The sequence below is a fragment of the Vogesella sp. AC12 genome (assembly GCF_024437575.1).
GTDB lineage: Bacteria > Pseudomonadota > Gammaproteobacteria > Burkholderiales > Chromobacteriaceae > Vogesella > Vogesella indigofera.
The window spans coordinates 59992-77174 of sequence record NZ_JANFNU010000010.1; the positions used below are offsets into that span (position 1 = coordinate 59992).

The 17183-nt window shown below is 62.8% G+C and carries 15 protein-coding genes; 12 read left to right on the forward strand and 3 right to left on the reverse strand.

What is annotated here, in order from left to right; genetic code table 11:
• Nucleotides 1-42: 42 nt before the first annotated feature.
• On the reverse strand, nucleotides 43-2850 hold the full coding sequence (locus NOM55_RS13985) for a THUMP domain-containing protein (RefSeq protein WP_255909141.1): 2808 nt from the start codon (nucleotides 2848-2850) through the stop codon (nucleotides 43-45).
• Between the two features lie 115 nt (nucleotides 2851-2965).
• Here NOM55_RS13985 and mutY point away from each other — a divergent pair, with 115 nt between their 5' ends.
• The 9 genes from mutY to NOM55_RS14030 all read left to right on the forward strand — a co-directional run bounded on the left by mutY (nucleotide 2966) and on the right by NOM55_RS14030 (nucleotide 11442).
• Nucleotides 2966-4036, forward strand: a complete 1071-nt coding sequence (mutY, locus tag NOM55_RS13990) for an A/G-specific adenine glycosylase (protein WP_255909143.1) — start codon at nucleotides 2966-2968, stop codon at nucleotides 4034-4036.
• A gap of 39 nt (nucleotides 4037-4075) precedes the next feature.
• Complete coding sequence (locus NOM55_RS13995; RefSeq protein ID WP_120809236.1) at nucleotides 4076-6283, forward strand: bifunctional (p)ppGpp synthetase/guanosine-3',5'-bis(diphosphate) 3'-pyrophosphohydrolase; 2208 nt, start codon at nucleotides 4076-4078, stop codon at nucleotides 6281-6283.
• Nucleotides 6284-6569: 286 nt separating this feature from the next.
• The gene (gene deoD, locus NOM55_RS14000; protein WP_255909145.1) at nucleotides 6570-7286 is read left to right on the forward strand and encodes a purine-nucleoside phosphorylase; all 717 of its coding nucleotides are present in this window, start codon (nucleotides 6570-6572) and stop codon (nucleotides 7284-7286) included.
• 351 nt (nucleotides 7287-7637) lie between these two features.
• Nucleotides 7638-8066 (forward strand): 50S ribosomal protein L13, encoded by a 429-nt coding sequence (rplM, locus tag NOM55_RS14005; RefSeq protein WP_047966949.1) that lies wholly within the window; start codon nucleotides 7638-7640, stop codon nucleotides 8064-8066.
• A gap of 17 nt (nucleotides 8067-8083) precedes the next feature.
• Complete coding sequence (gene rpsI, locus NOM55_RS14010; protein ID WP_047966950.1) at nucleotides 8084-8476, forward strand: 30S ribosomal protein S9; 393 nt, start codon at nucleotides 8084-8086, stop codon at nucleotides 8474-8476.
• A 121-nt stretch (nucleotides 8477-8597) separates the two neighbouring features.
• Entirely contained in the window at nucleotides 8598-9641 is a 1044-nt protein-coding gene (gene argC / locus NOM55_RS14015; protein WP_255909148.1) for an N-acetyl-gamma-glutamyl-phosphate reductase, read from the forward strand.
• Between the two features lie 90 nt (nucleotides 9642-9731).
• On the forward strand, nucleotides 9732-10082 hold the full coding sequence (erpA, locus tag NOM55_RS14020; protein WP_120809234.1) for an iron-sulfur cluster insertion protein ErpA: 351 nt from the start codon (nucleotides 9732-9734) through the stop codon (nucleotides 10080-10082).
• Nucleotides 10083-10161: 79 nt separating this feature from the next.
• On the forward strand, nucleotides 10162-11007 hold the full coding sequence (locus NOM55_RS14025) for a CheR family methyltransferase (protein ID WP_238377300.1): 846 nt from the start codon (nucleotides 10162-10164) through the stop codon (nucleotides 11005-11007).
• Between the two features lie 48 nt (nucleotides 11008-11055).
• Nucleotides 11056-11442 (forward strand): group II truncated hemoglobin, encoded by a 387-nt coding sequence (locus tag NOM55_RS14030; protein ID WP_120809232.1) that lies wholly within the window; start codon nucleotides 11056-11058, stop codon nucleotides 11440-11442.
• A gap of 80 nt (nucleotides 11443-11522) precedes the next feature.
• Here NOM55_RS14030 and NOM55_RS14035 read toward each other — a convergent pair whose 3' ends face one another.
• Nucleotides 11523-11882 (reverse strand): dihydroneopterin aldolase, encoded by a 360-nt coding sequence (locus tag NOM55_RS14035; protein WP_047966955.1) that lies wholly within the window; start codon nucleotides 11880-11882, stop codon nucleotides 11523-11525.
• 68 nt (nucleotides 11883-11950) lie between these two features.
• Here NOM55_RS14035 and plsY point away from each other — a divergent pair, with 68 nt between their 5' ends.
• Nucleotides 11951-12577, forward strand: a complete 627-nt coding sequence (gene plsY, locus NOM55_RS14040; protein WP_120809231.1) for a glycerol-3-phosphate 1-O-acyltransferase PlsY — start codon at nucleotides 11951-11953, stop codon at nucleotides 12575-12577.
• A 68-nt stretch (nucleotides 12578-12645) separates the two neighbouring features.
• Here plsY and NOM55_RS14045 read toward each other — a convergent pair whose 3' ends face one another.
• A complete protein-coding gene (locus NOM55_RS14045) occupies nucleotides 12646-14028 on the reverse strand; it encodes a deoxyribodipyrimidine photo-lyase (RefSeq protein WP_255909150.1) in 1383 nt (460 codons plus the stop codon).
• Between the two features lie 323 nt (nucleotides 14029-14351).
• Here NOM55_RS14045 and NOM55_RS14050 point away from each other — a divergent pair, with 323 nt between their 5' ends.
• On the forward strand, nucleotides 14352-15308 hold the full coding sequence (locus tag NOM55_RS14050; protein WP_255909152.1) for a porin: 957 nt from the start codon (nucleotides 14352-14354) through the stop codon (nucleotides 15306-15308).
• 171 nt (nucleotides 15309-15479) lie between these two features.
• Nucleotides 15480-17183 (forward strand): type IV-A pilus assembly ATPase PilB, encoded by a 1704-nt coding sequence (gene pilB, locus NOM55_RS14055; RefSeq protein ID WP_255909154.1) that lies wholly within the window; start codon nucleotides 15480-15482, stop codon nucleotides 17181-17183.

The following is a 17183-nucleotide window of genomic DNA, read 5'->3' on the forward strand; positions in this document are numbered from 1 at the left end:
AGTGGCTACTGCCATGCCTTGTTGCTGGCAAATGCTGTCGCATTATTCCTTGCGGTTGGAGCCGGCCACCAGCGGGAAGGCGTAGACGCGGCACTCCAGCGCGCCGTTGTACAGCAGCGGCCGCGCTTCGGCATTCAGGCGCATCAGGGCCGGCAGACGGTTGTCGGCGGTCATCAGGTGCGCGGTCCAGCCGGCAAAATTGCGTTTCAGCCAGGTCGCCAGGCGCGGGTACAGCTCGGCCAGCGAATCCTGCTCGTCGAGGCGGATACCGTACGGCGGGTTGCACACCAGCAGGCCGCTGGCGGCGGGCGCCTGCAGCTCGGTGGCGTCGCCGTGGCTGAGCGTGACCAGTGACTCCAGGCCGCAGCGTGTCAGGTTGTGGCGGGCAATCTCCACCATTTCCAGCGACGCGTCGTTGCCGTAGATCGCCAGCTTTTCCAGTGGCCGTACCGCCAGCTCGGCATCGTTGCGGATGCTGTGCCACAGCAGGTCGTTGTGGGTGTTCAGCTTTTCAAAGGCAAAGTTGCGCAGGCGGCCCGGCGCGCGGTTGAGCGCGATGTCGGCGGCCTCCACCAGGAAGGTGCCACTGCCGCACATCGGGTCCAGCAGCGGCTGGCTGCCGTTGTAGCCGGCGCTGAGCAGGATGCCGGCAGCCAGGTTTTCACGCAGCGGCGCCTCGCCGGTCTCGTCGCGCCAGCCGCGCTTGAATAGTGCTTCGCCGCTGGTGTCGAGATAGATCTGCACGTCGAAGCCGGACAGGAACACGCGGATGCGGATGTCCGGACGGCGGGTGTCCACACTCGGGCGCTCGTCGTTCAGCGCACGGAAACGGTCGCAGATCGCGTCCTTCACGATCAGCGACACGTAGTCGATGCTGCGCAGGCGGGCGTGGCCGTCGGTCTTCACCTTGATGGTGTTGCTGATGTCGAACAGCGCCGGCCAGTCGATGCTCTTGGCCAGGGTGTAGATGTCGCGCTCGATCTGGAAGCTGCCTTGCGCCAGCTGTTGCAGCAGGCGGCTGGCGGTGCGCGAGTGCAGGTTGACCCGCATCATCACTTCCTGGTTGCCGGTGAAGTGCACGCCGCCGTCGGTCAGCTGCAGTTCGCTGCCGCCTTGCTGGCTGATTTCCTCGGCCAGTAGTTTTTCCAGGCCGCGCGGGCAGCTGGCGAACAGCGCCAGTTGGCCTTGCTGCAGGATGCGCGCTTGCGGCTTGGCGTACGGGGTGCGGCCAACGTTGGCCGCATCGCCGCGTTGCGGGGCGTTGCCGCGCGGTGCGTCGCTGCGTTGTGGCGCATTACCCTTGGCGAACAGCGTGCGCGGTGCCGGTTCGTCGCGCGGCGCACTGCGCTCGCGGTCGAAGCGCGGCTTGTCGTCGCGCGGCCATGGCTTGCGTTCACCATCGCGTGCCGGGCTGCTGCGGTCGAAGGTGCGATCACGCTGGAAGCCGCTCTCGCGCACGCCGCTTTGCTCGCCGCGGGCGTCAAAGGTGCGGTTGCGCTGGAAGCTGCCTTCGCGGGTTTCGCCGTACGGGCGGTCGTCGCGGCGGGGCGCACGCTCGCCGCTGTCGCGCGGCTCGTCACGGCGCGGTGCGTCATCGTCACGGCGCGGCGTTTTCAGGAAGGATTTCGGACGTACCGGCTCGGCCGGTTCGCGCCGCTCCGGTGCCTGGAAGTCCGGATGCGCCTTGCCGCGGATGCCGGCCACGCGGTCGCGGGTGTAGCTGCGCTCGCCGCTGGTGGCCGTGCTGTCGTTGCTGCTTGGTGCCGCGGTGTTGTCTTCGCTGATCTTGCGGTTGCCGAACAGCACTTTCGGGGCGTTGCCCTCGGCAGCCGGGCTGCGCGGGGCGCTATCGCGCTGGAAGCCGCCTTCGCGTGGCGTGTCGCCACCGAAGCGCGGCTTGTCGTCAAAGCGCGGCTTGTTGAAGCCACCGTCGCGCGGCGCCTGTTCGCGGTCGCGCTGGAAGCTGCCCTCACGCGGCTTGTCGCCACCGAAGCGCGGTTTGTCGGCATCAAAGCGTGGCTTGTTGAAACCGCCGTCGCGCGGCGCCTGCTCGCGGTCGCGCTGGAAGCTGCTTTCGCGGGGCTTGTCGCCACCGAAACGCGGTTTGTCGTCAAAACGCGGTTTGTTGAAGCCACCTTCGCGCGGTGCCTGCTCACGGTCACGCTGGAAGCTGCCTTCACGCGGCTTGTCGCCACCGAAACGCGGTTTGTCGTCAAAGCGTGGCTTGTTGAAACCGCCATCGCGTGGAGCCTGTTCGCGGTCGCGCTGGAAGCTGCCTTCACGCGGCTTGTCGCCGCCGAAACGTGGTTTGTCGTCAAAGCGTGGCTTGTTGAAGCTGCCTTCGCGGGGCTTGTCGCCACCGAAACGCGGTTTGTCGTCAAAGCGTGGCTTGTTGAAGCCACCTTCGCGTGGCGCCTGCTCGCGGTCGCGCTGGAAGCTGCCTTCGCGTGGCTTGTCGCCACCGAAACGCGGTTTGTCGTCGAAGCGCGGCTTGTTGAAGCCGCCGTCGCGCGGCGCCTGGTCGCGGTCGCGCTGGAAGCTGCCTTCGCGGGGTTTGTCGCCAGCGAAGCGAGGTTTGTCGGCGTCGAAGCGTGGCTTGTTGAAGCCGCCTTCGCGTGGCTGATCGCCAGCGAAGCGCGGTTTGTCGTTGCCAAAGCGCGGGTCCTTGTCACGGGGGGCGCCGAAGCGACCTTCCTGCCGTGCATCGCCGGCGCGTGGTTTTTGCTGGAATGGTTTGTCGCCACGCGGGCCGGGCGGGGCATTGTTCCCGGCTGGTGGCGTGGCGCGCTCGGCGGTCGGAGTGGGCTGACGGCGTTGCGCGGCGCGCTGGCGGGAACGGAAGGTCGACATCTGAGGGTAATCCTTTCAAAACAATCCTCTATTCTAGCTGATTTCGCCGGCAACTTCTTGGTAGTCGCGGATGATTGGTTTACCATGGCCGGTTCGATTCGGATTGGATGATGCGATGACCTTGCAGTCGGCGTTTGCGGCGCGCCTAGTCGCCTGGCAGAAACAGCACGGCCGGCACGGTTTGCCGTGGCAGGTCAGCGATCCCTATCGCGTGTGGCTGTCGGAAATCATGCTGCAGCAGACGCAGGTGAGCACAGTGCTCGGCTACTACGCGCGCTTCCTTGAGCGTTTCCCGGATCTGGCCACGCTGGCCGCCGCGCCGGTGGATGACGTGCTGGCGCACTGGAGCGGCCTCGGCTACTACACCCGCGCCCGCAATCTGCACAAGGCGGCGCAGCAAGTGATGGCCGGCTTTGGCGGCGCGTTTCCGGCGCGACGCGAGGCGATCGAGACGCTGCCCGGCATCGGCCGCTCCACCGCGGCGGCGATTGCCGCCTTTGCCTTCGGTCAGCGTGAAACCATACTCGACGGCAATGTCAAGCGGGTGCTGACGCGCTGTTTCGGCATCGACGGCTATCCCGGCGACAAGAAGGTGGAGGCGCAGTTGTGGACGCTGGCGGAGAGCCTGCTGCCGGCCGCCGACGGCGACATGGTCGCCTACACCCAGGGGCTGATGGATCTGGGGGCGACGGTCTGCAGCCGCTCGCGCCCCGCCTGCGGCGTCTGTCCGATGGCGGACGGTTGCGTCGCCGCCCGCGACGGCCGCACCGCCGAGCTGCCGCAGCGCAAGCCGAAAAAGGTGCAGCCGCAGCGGGAGACGGTGATGCTGATCGCGCTGCACCAGGGGCAGGTGCTGTTGCAGCGCCGGCCGCCTTCCGGCATCTGGGGCGGTCTGCTGTCGCTGCCGGAGTTCGAGTCCACGCTGGCGATTGCCGACTGGCTGGCGGACAACGGCGACGGCGAACTGCTGCCGGTGTGGCCGGAATTGCGGCACGTGTTTACCCATTTCCGCCTCACCATCACGCCGCAGTGCGTGCCGCTGCAAAGGTTGGCCGCAAGCCATTGTGCCGAAGACGGCCATGTCTGGCTGCCGCTGGCACGCGCGCTGGACGCCGGGGTGCCGACCCCTGTACGCAAATTGCTGTTGCAGGCCTTGCAGTCGCCGGCCGGCGCCACCATTGATTAACCCCGATACGCCATCACAGGCAGGGTGAAAGACTAGACCATGGTTTCCGTTGTTCGATCTGTTGCCGATACGCTGGCCGATGCGGCCGATCCGGGGCGCTGGCTGGCGCAGTTGTCCAGCTCGGTCGCGCCCGACGACATGGCGATGCTGGAAAAGGCGTTTGCCGCGGCGCGCGAGCTGTACCGCGACAAGAAGCTGCCGCACACCGGCGAAGACGTGTTCAGCCATGCGGTGGCGGCGGCGGCGATCGTCGCCGACCTCAACCTGCTGACCGACGCCATCGTCGCCACGCTGCTGTTTGCGGTGCCGGACTACCGTGCCGATTGGCAGGAGTGGCTGCCGAAGGCGTTCAACCGCACCGTGCTGACGCTGGTGGAGGGCGGCAACCGCGTGCGTCGCCTCACCGAGATCGCGCGCATCGACAGGTTTGCCACGCCGGAAGATAGCGCGCGCCAGGCGGAAACCATGCGCAAGATGCTGCTGGCGATGGTGGCTGACATCCGCGTGGTGCTGATCAAGCTGGCGTGGCGCACGCAGACCATGCACTACCTGCCGCAGTGCGACGAGGGTATCCGTCGCCAGATCGCGCGCGAGACGCTGGAGCTGTTCGCGCCGCTGGCCAACCGCCTCGGCGTGTGGCAGATCAAGTGGGAGCTGGAAGACCTCGGCTTCCGCCACACCGATCCGGACAACTACAAGAAGATCGCCAGGCTGCTGGACGAGCGGCGCCTGGAGCGCATCGACTACATCGAACGGGTGCTGGACACCCTGCGCGGCGAGCTGCGCCAGGCCGGGGTCAAGGGTGACGTCGCCGGCCGGCCTAAGCACATCTTCTCCATCTGGAAGAAGATGAAGAAGAAAAAGCTCGATTTCTCCGAACTGTACGACATTCGCGCGGTGCGCATCCTGGTGGAAAAACTGCAGGACTGCTACACCGTGCTCGGCCTGATCCACAGCATGTGGCAGCCGATTCCCGGCGAATTCGACGACTACATCAGCAATCCGAAGGCCAACGACTACCGCAGCCTGCACACCGCGGTGATCGGTCCGGAAGACCGCGTGGTCGAGGTGCAGATCCGCACCTTCGAGATGCACGAGCACGCCGAATTCGGCGTCGCCGCGCACTGGCGCTACAAGGAAGGCGGCAAGGGCGACAGCCAGTACGAGGAGAAGATCTCCTGGCTGCGCCAGCTGCTGGACTGGCGCGAGGACATGTCCGGCTCCGACCGCGAGGGGCTGGCCGACGCGTTCAAGACCGAGCTGTTCGCCGACACCATCTACGTGCTGACGCCGCAGGGGCGGGTGCTGGCGCTGCCGCAGGGCGCCACCGCCATCGATTTTGCCTACGCGCTGCACACCGACGTCGGCCACCACTGCCGCGGCGCCAAGGTCGAGGGCCACATCGTGCCGCTGTCGACGCCGCTGCAGAACGGCCAGCGCGTCGAGGTGCTGACCGCGAAGGAGGGTGGCCCGTCGGTGAACTGGCTGCACGAAGGCTGGGTCAAGAGCCATCGCGCCATCTCCAAGATCCGCCAGTACATCCGCCAGCAGAACCTCGACGCGGTGCGCGAAACCGGGCGCCATATCTTTGAGCGCGAACTGGCGCGCCATCCCGGGGTGCAGCCTAACCTGGCGCAGGTGGCGGAAAAGCTGGGTTACGACAAACTGGACGAGGTCTACGCCGCGCTGGGCCACGGCGAACTGGGCACCCGCGCCGTCAACCAGGCCTTCGTCAGCTTTGCGCCGCCGCCGCCGCCGGACGTCAATCCGGAAGACATCGTGCGTCGCAGCCGCGGCGGCCATGACGCCGGCGGCGTGCTGATCGAGGGCGTCGGCAACCTGATGACGGTGCTGGCCAAATGCTGCCGTCCGGCGCCGCCGGACAGCGTGGTCGGCTTCGTCACCAAGGGCCGCGGCATCTCCATCCACCGCAGCAGCTGCATCACGCTGAAGCGGCTGTCGGCCGACGTGCCGGAGCGGCTGATCGCCGCCGACTGGGGCGAGCAGAAGGGCAGCGTATTCCCGATCGACATCGACATCCTCGCCAGCGACCGCCCGGGGCTGTTGCGCGACATCTCCGACGTGTTCTCGCGCGAGAAGCTGAACGTGATCGGCGTCAACACCCTGTCGCGCGAACAGAAGGCGCGGCTGCGCTTCACGCTGGAGGTGCGCCACGTGCGCGACATCAGCCGCGTGCTGGCACACCTGATGGAAGTGCGCGGCGTGCAGGAAGCGCGCCGCGTGTAGCCGCCGGCCACACAGGTTGTCGTACCCGACAAGGTTGGCCGCAAGCATTGCGGCCAACCTTGTCTTGCTTGCGGGGCCGGCGGCCGCTGAGTCCGTCATCAGCTGCGCGCAATGCCCCGGGTGGCAGCGTGGCTGCCTGTCATTCATGGCGCCGGTCAGGTCGCAGCCGGCGACAGCGCTGGCGCTTGCCGGGCGCCGCGCTATCATGGCAAGCATGGGCCGCACTCCGGGCCGCAGGCGGCATGGCGGCCTGTTGCGTATGGCGGCATGACACAGGAGAACAAACATGGCGACACCGCATATCGGCGCCGCAGCCGGCGATTTTGCCGACATCGTACTGATGCCGGGCGACCCGCTGCGCGCCAGGTTGATCGCGGAAACCTATCTGCAGGACGCGGTGCAGGTCACCGCCGTGCGCAACGTGTTCGGCTACACCGGCCGCTATCAGGGAAAGAGGCTGTCGGTGATGGCGCACGGCATGGGCATTCCGTCGGCCAGCATCTACGCCACCGAGCTGATCAAGGACTATGGCGTCCGAACCCTGATCCGCATCGGCTCCTGCGGCTCGGTGGATGGCGCACGCCTCGGGCTGCGCGAGGTGGTGATCGCCATGGGCGCCTGCACCGACAGCAAGGTCAACCGCATGCGCTTGCTGGATCACGACTTTGCCGCCATCGCCGACTTCGAGGTGCTGCGCACCGCGGTGGAGGTCGCCGCGCGGCTGGGCAAGCCGGTGCGGGTCGGCAACGTGTTCTCCACCGACCTGTTCTACGGCGTGCAGCCGCCGTTGCTGGATGTGCTCAAGGGCATGAATGTCAACGCGGTGGAGATGGAAGTGGCCGGTATTTACGGTGTTGCGGCGCAATATGGTGCCCGTGCGCTGGCCATGCTCACGGTGTCGGATGTGATTCCGACCGGGGAGGCGATGGATGCCGAAGCCCGCCAGAACAGCTTCCACGACATGATGAAAATCGCGCTGGAGACCGCACTGCAGCTGGATTGAGCGGTGCCGGCTGCGGCATGCCGGCCACAGTTGGCCGCACTGTGGCGCAACTTATACTGCGCTGCACAAAAAAACTTGCAAAACCCGAATCGGGTCACCATAATCACAACTGCATCAGGACGTTGCATATCGTGTGCGTTTTGGTGTTGTCTCCTCCATCCTCCTTCTATAAGGTGGAACTTGGCGCGATCAGTCTCTTGGTTGCGCCCTTTTTTTGCCTGTTGTCCACACTCTGTTGCCGCGGCGGGTGTTTTTGGTCGCGATTCCCCGGCGAAAGCCAGCTTCGGTTTGACAGCGAAATAGTCTTGTAATAGACTCCGGAACTTTCAAGAATTACGATGGTAGAGTTCCATGAAGACCTTTTCTGCCAAGCCGCATGAGGTAAAGCGCGAGTGGTTTGTGGTCGACGCCGAAGACAAGGTGTTGGGCCGTCTTGCCGCTGAAATCGCACGCCGCCTACGTGGCAAGCATAAGCCGGAGTTCACTCCGCACGTTGATACTGGTGATTACATTGTTGTCGTTAACGCAGAAAAACTGCGCGTAACCGGTAACAAGGCACTGGACAAGAAATACTATCGCCACTCTGGCTACCCTGGTGGTATCTACGAGCGCAACTTCACCGAACTGCAAGACAAGTTCCCTGAGCGCGTTCTGGAGAAAGCCGTAAAAGGCATGCTGCCTAAGGGTCCGCTGGGTTACGCGATGATCAAGAAGCTCAAGGTTTACGCCGGCACCGAGCATCCACACACCGCGCAACAGCCTAAAGTGCTGGAAATCTGATCAGAGGCAATTAATAGATGAACGGTAAATATTACTACGGTACCGGCCGTCGCAAGAGCTCTGTAGCTCGTGTGTTCATGCAAAAAGGCTCCGGCCAGATCATCGTTAACGGCAAGCCTGTTGACCAGTACTTCGCTCGCGAAACTGGCCGCATGGTGATCCGTCAGCCACTGCAAATCACCGATCACCTCGAGTCCTTCGACATCATGGTGAACGTATGCGGTGGTGGCGAAACTGGCCAGGCTGGTGCGATCCGTCACGGTATCACCCGCGCTCTGGTTGACTTCAGTGCTGAACTGAAACCGACCCTGTCGCACGCCGGCTTCGTTACCCGCGATGCCCGTGAAGTTGAACGTAAGAAAGTCGGCTTCCGCAAGGCGCGTCGTCGCAAACAGTTCTCCAAGCGTTAATCTGTTTGTACCGATCGAAAAAGCCACCCAGCAGGGTGGCTTTTTTCTTTGTTGCAATGCCTTGCTGCACTCCTTACCATGTCGCCTTTGCGACATTTTTTTATATTGTTAGGAGCGCAGCATGATCAAGGTGGGCATTGTCGGCGGCACCGGGTATACCGGCGTGGAGCTTTTGCGTCTGTTGGCCAACCATCCTTCGGCCAAGGTGACCGCCGTCACTTCACGCAAGGAAGCGGGGATGAAGGTCGCCGAGATGTTCCCGTCGCTGCGCGGCCGTGTCGATATCGCCTTTTCCACGCCGGATGAAACCGACCTGAAAGCCTGCGACGTGGTGTTCTTTGCCACACCGCACGGGGTGGCGATGGCGCAGGCGCGCGAGCTGCTGGAAGCCGGGGTCAAGGTCATCGATCTCGCCGCCGACTTCCGCCTGAAAGACCCGGCCGAGTTCGCCAAGTGGTACGCGATGGAGCACAGCTGCACCGACCTGCTGGCCGAGGCGGTCTACGGCCTGCCGGAAGTGAACCGCGACGCGATCAAGAACGCACGCCTGATCGGCATGGCCGGCTGCTACCCGACCTCGGTGCAGCTGGGGCTGTTGCCGCTGCTGGAAGGCGGCAAGCAGTATGTCGAAACCACTACCCTGATCGCCGACTGCAAGTCCGGCGTCTCCGGCGCCGGGCGCAAGGCCGAGGTCGGTACCCTGTTTGCCGAGTCGGCCGACAACTTCAAGGCCTACGGCGTGAAAGGGCACCGCCACTCGCCGGAGATCGAGCAGGGTCTGTCGCTGATCCATGGCGCGCCGGTGAAGCTAACCTTCGTGCCGCACCTGACGCCGATGATTCGCGGCATCCACTCCACCATTTACGCCCGTATCAAGCCGGAAGGCCGTGATGTCGATTACCAGCAGCTGTTCGAGCAGCGCTTTGCCGCCGAGCCGTTCGTCGACGTGATGCCGGCCGGCAGCTGCCCGGAAACCCGCTCGGTACGCGGCGGCAATACCGCGCGCATCGCGGTGCATCGCCCGGGCAATGGCGATTTGCTGATCATCCTGGTGGTGGAGGATAATCTGGTGAAAGGGGCGTCCGGCCAGTCGGTACAGGTGATGAACCTGATGTTCGGGTTGCCGGAAAATGCCGGTCTGGACATCGTGCCCTTGCTGCCCTGAACTTGAAGACTCGCCAGACGACCCAATATCCGACTAAAATAGTAGGATGAAAGGCCGTCTTGCGGCCTGTCCTGTACCGTGAGGCTTAAAATGACTGCTGCTGCTGAAACCCTGTCCCCGATCAACTTTACCGACAGCGCCTGCGCCAAAGTGCGTGACCTGGTGGCTGAAGAAGGTAATCCTGACCTGAAACTGCGCGTGTTCGTCACCGGCGGTGGCTGTTCTGGCTTCCAGTACGGCTTTACCTTTGACGAGATTGCCAACGAAGACGACACCACCATCGAACGCGAAGGCGTGGTGTTCCTGGTCGATCCGATGAGCTACCAGTATCTGGTCGGCGCCGAAATCGACTACCAGGAAAGCATCGAAGGTTCGCAGTTCGTGATTCGCAATCCGAATGCAGAGACCACTTGTGGCTGCGGCTCGTCCTTTTCGGTATAAGTACGGCATTGCCAGCACCTGAAACCCGGACCTGGTGTCCGGGTTTTTCAACTTCAGGGTCCCCACGATGCAAAACAAGATGCCGCCCATCATTCTGCCCAAGATCGACTTCACCCGTGAGTTCGCCTTCAGCGACCAGGAGTTCGAGCGCATTCGGCAGCTGATCTACAAGGAAGCCGGCATTGCGCTGAACCCGACCAAGAAGGACATGGTCTACGGCCGGCTGGTGCGCCGCATCCGCGAGCTGAAACTGAACAGCTTCGCCGCCTATATCGACTTCCTGCAGTCGATCGCCGGCAAGCGCGAGTTCGAGCAGTTCGTCAACGCGCTGACCACCAACCTGACCTTCTTCTTTCGCGAGGAGCATCACTTCCAGATCCTGGCAGCGCACCTGAAGACGCTGGCCGGCAAGGGCGAGATCAACATCTGGTGTGCGGCGTCGTCGACCGGCGAAGAGCCGTATTCGATCGCGATCGCCGCGCTGGAGGCGCTGGGCAGCGGTAGCCGCATCCAGATCCAGGCCACCGACCTCGATACCAGCGTGCTGGAGGTTGGCCGCAAGGGCATCTACAGTGCCGACAAGATCTCGCGCCTGCCAGCGGGGCATGCCGCGCGCTACTTCGACAAGCTGCCGGACGGCAACTACCAGGCCAAGGCGCAGCTGCGCGAGATGATTACCTTCTCGCGGCTGAACCTGGTGGATGCCAACTGGGCGCAGCGCAAGCAGTTCGACGCGATCTTCTGCCGCAACGTGATGATCTATTTCGACCGTGACACCCAGCTGGCGGTGCTGAAGAAATTTCACCCGCTGCTGAAGGCGCATGGTCTGCTGTTTGTCGGCCACTCCGAGAACTTCTACTTTGCCGCGGACTATTTCACCCTGCGCGGCAAGACGGTGTACGAGCTGGCCCGGGCCCGGGCGTAATCGGGCGCACTGATATTCACGCGGGCAGCGCCCGCGGCAAGGAACAACATGCAGGAAATGACCCCTTACGAGCTGCTCGGCGGCGCCGGCGTGGTGCGCTGGCTGACTGACCGCTTCTACGACATCATGGACGCCGATCCGGCGGTGAAGCCGCTGCGCGACATGCATCCGGCAGATCTGACCGCCTCGCGCGAGAAGCTGTACATGTTCCTCTCCGGCTGGCTGGGCGGCCCGCCGCTGTTCATGGATACCTTCGGCCACCCGCGGCTGCGGCAGCGGCACATGCCGTTCGCAGTGGATGGCGAGGCGCGCGACCAGTGGATGCAGTGCATGACGCAGGCGGTGAACGAGCTGGTGTGCGAGGACTGGCTGAAGGCCAGGCTGCTGGAGGCGTTCTACAACACCGCCGACTTCATGCGCAATCGCGAAGACTGAGCGGTCTGCCACGCCCCCAAAAACCATTGCGGCCAACCTTGTGCAAGGTTGGCCGCAATGGTTTTGCCGAGAGCGTGAGGTCAGCGCGGACGGTGGCCGCGTTCTATCATCACGCCGACGTGTTTCACGTCCGGCAGGATGTTGAGCTTGGTGACCGCCACCTTGGTCCACGGCGCACCGAATTCCTCGCGCACCATGCGTGCGATGTGCTCGGCCAGTGCCTCGATCAGCAGGAAATGCTGCTCGGCCAGCGACTGGCGGATGCGTTCCACCACCACGCCGTAGTGGATGGTGTCGCCAATGTCGTCGCTATGGCAGGGCACTTCGCTGGGGATGCCGATCTCCAGATCCAGCAAGATAGTCTGGGGCGCCAGGCGCTCCCAGTCATAAACGCCGATCACTGTCTCGGCGCGCACTTCGCGCAAAAATATGATGTCCATCGCTGCGGGCTTTGGGTTTACTGCCCGATACCGTAAAATGCCAAGTCTTGCATTCTAGTGGATAAGCCATGACCACAACAGCGTTTGCCTTTATTTTGGGCGCCTACCTGATCGGATCCCTGTCGTTTGCGGTGATTGTCACCCGCCTGATGGGGATGGCCGATCCGCGCACCTACGGTTCGAAAAACCCCGGTGCCACCAATGTGCTGCGCTCCGGCAAAAAGCTGGCCGCGGTACTGACGCTGCTGGGCGATGGTGTCAAGGGCTGGCTGGCGGTGTTCCTGGTCGCCAGTTTCGGCCCTGCCTACGGCCTGGGCGAGCAGCAGGTCGCCATGGCCGGTCTTGCGGTGCTGTTCGGCCACATGTGGCCGGTGTTTTTCGGCTTCAAGGGCGGCAAGGGCGTGGCCACCGCGGTGGGCGTGCTGCTGGCCTTCAGCCCGTGGCTGGCGCTGGCGGCGCTGGCCACCTGGCTATTCATGGCCTTCGTGGTGAAGATCTCGTCGCTGTCGGCCATCGTCGCCTGCGTGATGGTGCCGGTGTACGCCTACTTCATCGTCGGTCCGCAGAGCGTCTACTTCGGCACCTGCATCATCATCGCCATTCTGGTGGTGCATCGCCACAAGTCCAACCTGGTGAACCTGCTCACCGGCTCCGAAGACAAGATCGGCAAGCCGGACGAACAGGGCAAGTCCTGAACGTTGGCCGCAAACAAAAAAAGCCTGTCGTCGCCGACAGGCTTTTTCTTTGTGCGCACGGTTAATCGTTAATCGCGGGCGAACAGTCGCAGCGCAGCGGCGCGCTGTACTGCATGGTCGACGATGGGGGCCGGATAGTCGCGGCCGAGCACAAAACCGGCCGGCAGCGTTTTCGCCAGCCACGGCGCATGGATCGCCTTGTCGTCCAGCGCCGCCAGCTCCGGCACGTAGCGGCGGATGAACTGGCCCTTGCTGTCGAATTTTTCCGATTGCGTCACCGGGTTGAAGATGCGGAAGTAGGGCTGCGCGTCGCAACCGGTGGACGCCGCCCACTGCCAGCCGCCGTTATTGGCCGCCAGATCGAAGTCCAGCAGCTTCTGCGCGAAATAGGCCTCGCCCCAGCGCCAGTCGACCAGCAGGTCCTTGACCAGGAAACTGGCGGCAATCATGCGCAGCCGGTTGTGCATGTAGCCGCTGTGGTTGAGCTGGCGCATCGCGCCATCCACCAGCGGGTAGCCGGTACGTCCCTGGCACCAGGCCTCGAACAGCGCTGCGTCATTGGGGAACGGCAGCTCGCGGTACTCCGGCTTGAAACTTTCGCCGGCCACCGCCGGAAAGTGCCACAGCAGCTGCTGGTAGAACTCGCGCCAGATCAGCTCGTTAAGCCAGCATTCCGCCCCTTCCGATGGCTCTGCCAGCGCGGCGCGCACCGCCTCGCGTACCGACAGCGTGCCAAAGCGCAGGTGCGCCGACAGGTAGGACACCCCCTTCACCGCCGGGAAGTCGCGCAGCGTCTTGTAGTGCGCGATGCGGCGGCGGAAATCGTCCAGCAGCGCCAGTGCACCGCTGCGGCCGGTCTGTACCCGCAGTCCGTCCAGCGTGGCCTCACCGAAACCCAGCTCCGCCAGTGTCGGCAACGGGCGGGTGCCGGCTGGCGCCGCCAGTGCGCCGCGCAACGCGGTGCTGGCCTCCGCCGCCAGCGCCGGGTGAAAACTTTGCCGCCAGCGCTTCATATACGGGGTGTACACGGTGTACGGTTTGCCCTGGCCGGTGAGCAGCTGGTCCTGCTCGAAGATCACCGTGTCCTTGTACAGCTGCAGCTGGCCAAGGTTGGCCGCAAGCTGCGTCGCCACGTCCGCATCGCGCTGCCGCGCATACGGTTCGTAGTCGCGGTTGGCGTAGACGCTGGCACAGCCCAGCTCGCGCGCCAGTGCCGGAATCTCGCGCACCGGATCGCCATCCCTCCACAATAGCTCGCCACCGGCGTCGCGCAGCGTCTGCTGCAATTCCACCAGGGCGGCATGGATGAAGACCAGGCGTTTGTCGTCCGGCGGCAGGCTGGCCAGAATCCGGCGGTCAAACACGAACACGCAATGCACGCTGGCGCCGCTGCGCAAGGCGGCATTCAGCGCCGCATTGTCACTGGCGCGTAAATCGCGGCGAAACCACATCAGAACGCTTGCTTGGCTCATGGTTTTGGCTGGTTTATGTGTGAAAAAACAACAGATATCTTGGTTGTGGTCAATTGTGTTGCGAAAAGGAGACTGCTGTTGTTTTTTGTATTTTTCAAAAAAAACAATAGCTTATGTAGAATTTGTGCCGGTTTTGTATCCGGCTTCAACACAAATGCGTAAAGCGCTTTTGTTTTTTCGCAACGCCCCGCTTATATTGCCATCCAGAAACCGCCGCCTAATCGCGGTGGTCAATACAGCCCCGCCGGGCCTCAGGCTTCGGCAAAACACGGGCAGTGTACATGACCTCGAAAGGAACACACATGAAGAAGCTGATCGTTCTGGCTACTCTGGCTGCGCTGCCAGCTGCTGCAATGGCTGACGTTGTTATCTCCGGTAACCTGGCTGTTGGTATCACCAACACCAAGGTTGAAGGTACTGGCTCCATCACTACCGAAGACCGTACTTCCGGCGAAATCAAGTTTGCTGGCAAGGAAGATCTGGGCAACGGTCTGAAGTCCATCTGGCAGATCGCCTCCCGTATCAACCTGTCCGACAAGCAAGACAATGCTCGCGACAACGCTTGGTCCGGCCGTGACTCCTTCGTAGGCCTGCAAGGCGATTTCGGTACTGTTACCCTGGGTAACATCTACCACATGCCGACTTCCGGCGCGATGGCGATCTTCGAAGACAACTCTGCTACCTTCGCTTCGGGCATCTATGATCAAGGCGATCGTATCAACAGCACCATTTCCTACAAGTCGCCGACTGTAGCTGGTTTCACTGCTGTTGTTCAGCACTCCTTCGGTAGCTCTACTGCTAAAGAAGTAAACAAAGAGCACCAGCAAGCTGTAAGCCTGGCCTACGAAGGCGAAGGCTTCTCCGTATCCTACGACGGTGCTCGTGCTAAAGACGCTACTAACGACAAAACCAGCAAGCTGCACGAGCTGAATGCTTCGGTATCGCTGGACGCGCTGACGCTGATGGCTGGCTATGCTCATGGCAAAGACTCCGATGGCGATAAGCGTAGCGGCTACGGTATTGCTGCTTCCTACGCCATGGGCAACATCACTCCGAAAATCGGCTTCTGGAAAGAAGGCGATGCCAAGCTGGCTGATGGCACAAAGGTTAACGACGGCCACAAAGCCTACGCCGTTGGTGTTGAGTACGCACTGTCCAAGCGCACCCGCGCCGGTGTAGAACTGGCTAAAGCCAACTCCGACGACAATGCAATTGCTGACGTACGTACCGCTACCGTTTACCTCGGTACCAAGTTCTAATCATCGTTTGATGGTTTGATCTGAAAAGGCTGCTTCGGCAGCCTTTTTTCATTGTGGTCACCAGCAACTGCCGGCGGAGCCGGTGCAGGTATGCGTCATTTGTTGCGCAGCAATGAATCTTGCCCCATTTTCTTCGTATAATCGCCTCATCCTTTTCTGGCGGACAATGTCATGAGCACAGCAAGCATTTCCGGACTGGCACGTGCCCTGGTGCAGAACGAGCGGCTGGCGACGGCGGATGCCGAGGCGCTGTTCAAGCAGGCGCAGACCACGCGGGTGAGCTTTGTCGAGCTGCTGGTGCAGAGCAAGAAGATGAGCGCCATCGAGGTGGCGGTGTTTGCGGCCAACATGTTCGGCTTGCCCTTGCTGGATCTGGCTGCGCTGAGCCAGGACGGGCTACCGCGCAATCTGGTGGACGACGACACCGTCAACAACGGCCGCCTGCTGCCGCTTTACAAGCGCGGCAACAAGCTGTTCATCGCTACGTCCGACCCGACGCAGGCGACGCTGTTCCACACCATTACCTTCAAGACCGGCCTCAGCATCGATCTGGTGGTGGTGGAGGATGACAAGCTGGCGCGGGCAATCGGTCGCTATGCCAGCAACCCCAGCAAGGTGCTCAACGATCTGGCCGGCGACGAGTTTGGCGAGCTGCAGCTGACCGATGGCGATGCCCAGCTGGAGAGCGACAGCCTGCCGGATGTCGATGACGCGCCGGTGGTCAAGTTCGTCAATAAGGTACTGATGGATGCCATCAATGGCGGGGCATCGGATATTCACTTCGAGCCCTACGAAAAATTCTTCCGCATCCGTTACCGCATCGACGGCATCCTGAAGGAGATCGCGCAGCCGCCGTTGGCCATCCGCGAGAAGCTGGCGTCGCGCATCAAGGTGGTGTCGAAGATGGACATCTCGGAGAAACGGGTGCCGCAAGACGGCCGCCTGAAGCTGGTGATCTCCAAGCACCGTGCCGTGGATTTCCGGGTCAGCACCTTGCCGACGCTGTACGGCGAGAAGATCGTGATGCGTATTCTCGATTCTTCCGCCGCATCGCTGGATATCGAGCAGCTCGGTTTCGAGCCGGAGCAGAAGGAAATGCTGCTGCGCGCGATCGAACGGCCTTACGGCATGGTGCTGGTGACCGGGCCGACCGGTAGCGGCAAGACGGTGTCGCTGTATAGTTGCCTCAATATCCTGAACCAGCCGGACAGCAATATCTCCACCGCGGAAGACCCGGTGGAAATCAACCTGCCCGGCATCAATCAGGTCAACGTCAACGAGAAGGCCGGGCTGACCTTTGCTTCGGCGCTGCGTGCCTTCCTGCGTCAGGATCCGGACATCATCATGGTCGGCGAGATCCGCGATTTTGAAACCGCGGACATCTCGATCAAGGCGGCGCAAACCGGGCACATGGTATTTTCTACCTTGCATACCAATAATGCACCGGCGACACTGACCCGGCTGCTGAACATGGGGGTGGCGCCGTTCAACGTCGCCAGCTCGGTATTGCTGATCATGGCGCAGCGGCTGGCGCGACGGCTGTGCCCGCACTGCAAGGCACCGGTCGACATTCCCGAGCCCGCCTTGCTGCGTGCCGGCTTTGGCAAAGATGAGCTGGATGGCAGCTGGCAGCCGCACGGCCCGGTCGGCTGCGAGGAGTGCCGTGGCAGCGGTTACAAGGGGCGGGTCGGCATCTACGAGGTAATGCCGATCACCGACGCCATGGTGCGCTTGATCATGAGTGGCGGCAACGCGATGGATATTGCCGATCTCGCGCGCCAGGAGGGCATGGTCGATTTGCGCCATGCCGGCCTGCTGAAAGTAAAACGTGGCCTGACGTCGCTGACTGAAATCGAAGCCGTTACCAACGAATAA

Bases quoted from the DNA above. Each gene is read 5' to 3' on its own strand.
- NOM55_RS13985 (WP_255909141.1), bottom strand. From the start codon at position 2,850: ATGTCGACCTTCCGTTCCCGCCAGCGCGCCGCGCAACGCCGTCAGCCC.
- mutY (WP_255909143.1), top strand. From the start codon at position 2,966: ATGACCTTGCAGTCGGCGTTTGCGGCGCGCCTAGTCGCCTGGCAGAAA.
- NOM55_RS13995 (WP_120809236.1), top strand. From the start codon at position 4,076: ATGGTTTCCGTTGTTCGATCTGTTGCCGATACGCTGGCCGATGCGGCC.
- deoD (WP_255909145.1), top strand. From the start codon at position 6,570: ATGGCGACACCGCATATCGGCGCCGCAGCCGGCGATTTTGCCGACATC.
- rplM (WP_047966949.1), top strand. From the start codon at position 7,638: ATGAAGACCTTTTCTGCCAAGCCGCATGAGGTAAAGCGCGAGTGGTTT.
- rpsI (WP_047966950.1), top strand. From the start codon at position 8,084: ATGAACGGTAAATATTACTACGGTACCGGCCGTCGCAAGAGCTCTGTA.
- argC (WP_255909148.1), top strand. From the start codon at position 8,598: ATGATCAAGGTGGGCATTGTCGGCGGCACCGGGTATACCGGCGTGGAG.
- erpA (WP_120809234.1), top strand. From the start codon at position 9,732: ATGACTGCTGCTGCTGAAACCCTGTCCCCGATCAACTTTACCGACAGC.
- NOM55_RS14025 (WP_238377300.1), top strand. From the start codon at position 10,162: ATGCCGCCCATCATTCTGCCCAAGATCGACTTCACCCGTGAGTTCGCC.
- NOM55_RS14030 (WP_120809232.1), top strand. From the start codon at position 11,056: ATGCAGGAAATGACCCCTTACGAGCTGCTCGGCGGCGCCGGCGTGGTG.
- NOM55_RS14035 (WP_047966955.1), bottom strand. From the start codon at position 11,882: ATGGACATCATATTTTTGCGCGAAGTGCGCGCCGAGACAGTGATCGGC.
- plsY (WP_120809231.1), top strand. From the start codon at position 11,951: ATGACCACAACAGCGTTTGCCTTTATTTTGGGCGCCTACCTGATCGGA.
- NOM55_RS14045 (WP_255909150.1), bottom strand. From the start codon at position 14,028: ATGTGGTTTCGCCGCGATTTACGCGCCAGTGACAATGCGGCGCTGAAT.
- NOM55_RS14050 (WP_255909152.1), top strand. From the start codon at position 14,352: ATGAAGAAGCTGATCGTTCTGGCTACTCTGGCTGCGCTGCCAGCTGCT.
- pilB (WP_255909154.1), top strand. From the start codon at position 15,480: ATGAGCACAGCAAGCATTTCCGGACTGGCACGTGCCCTGGTGCAGAAC.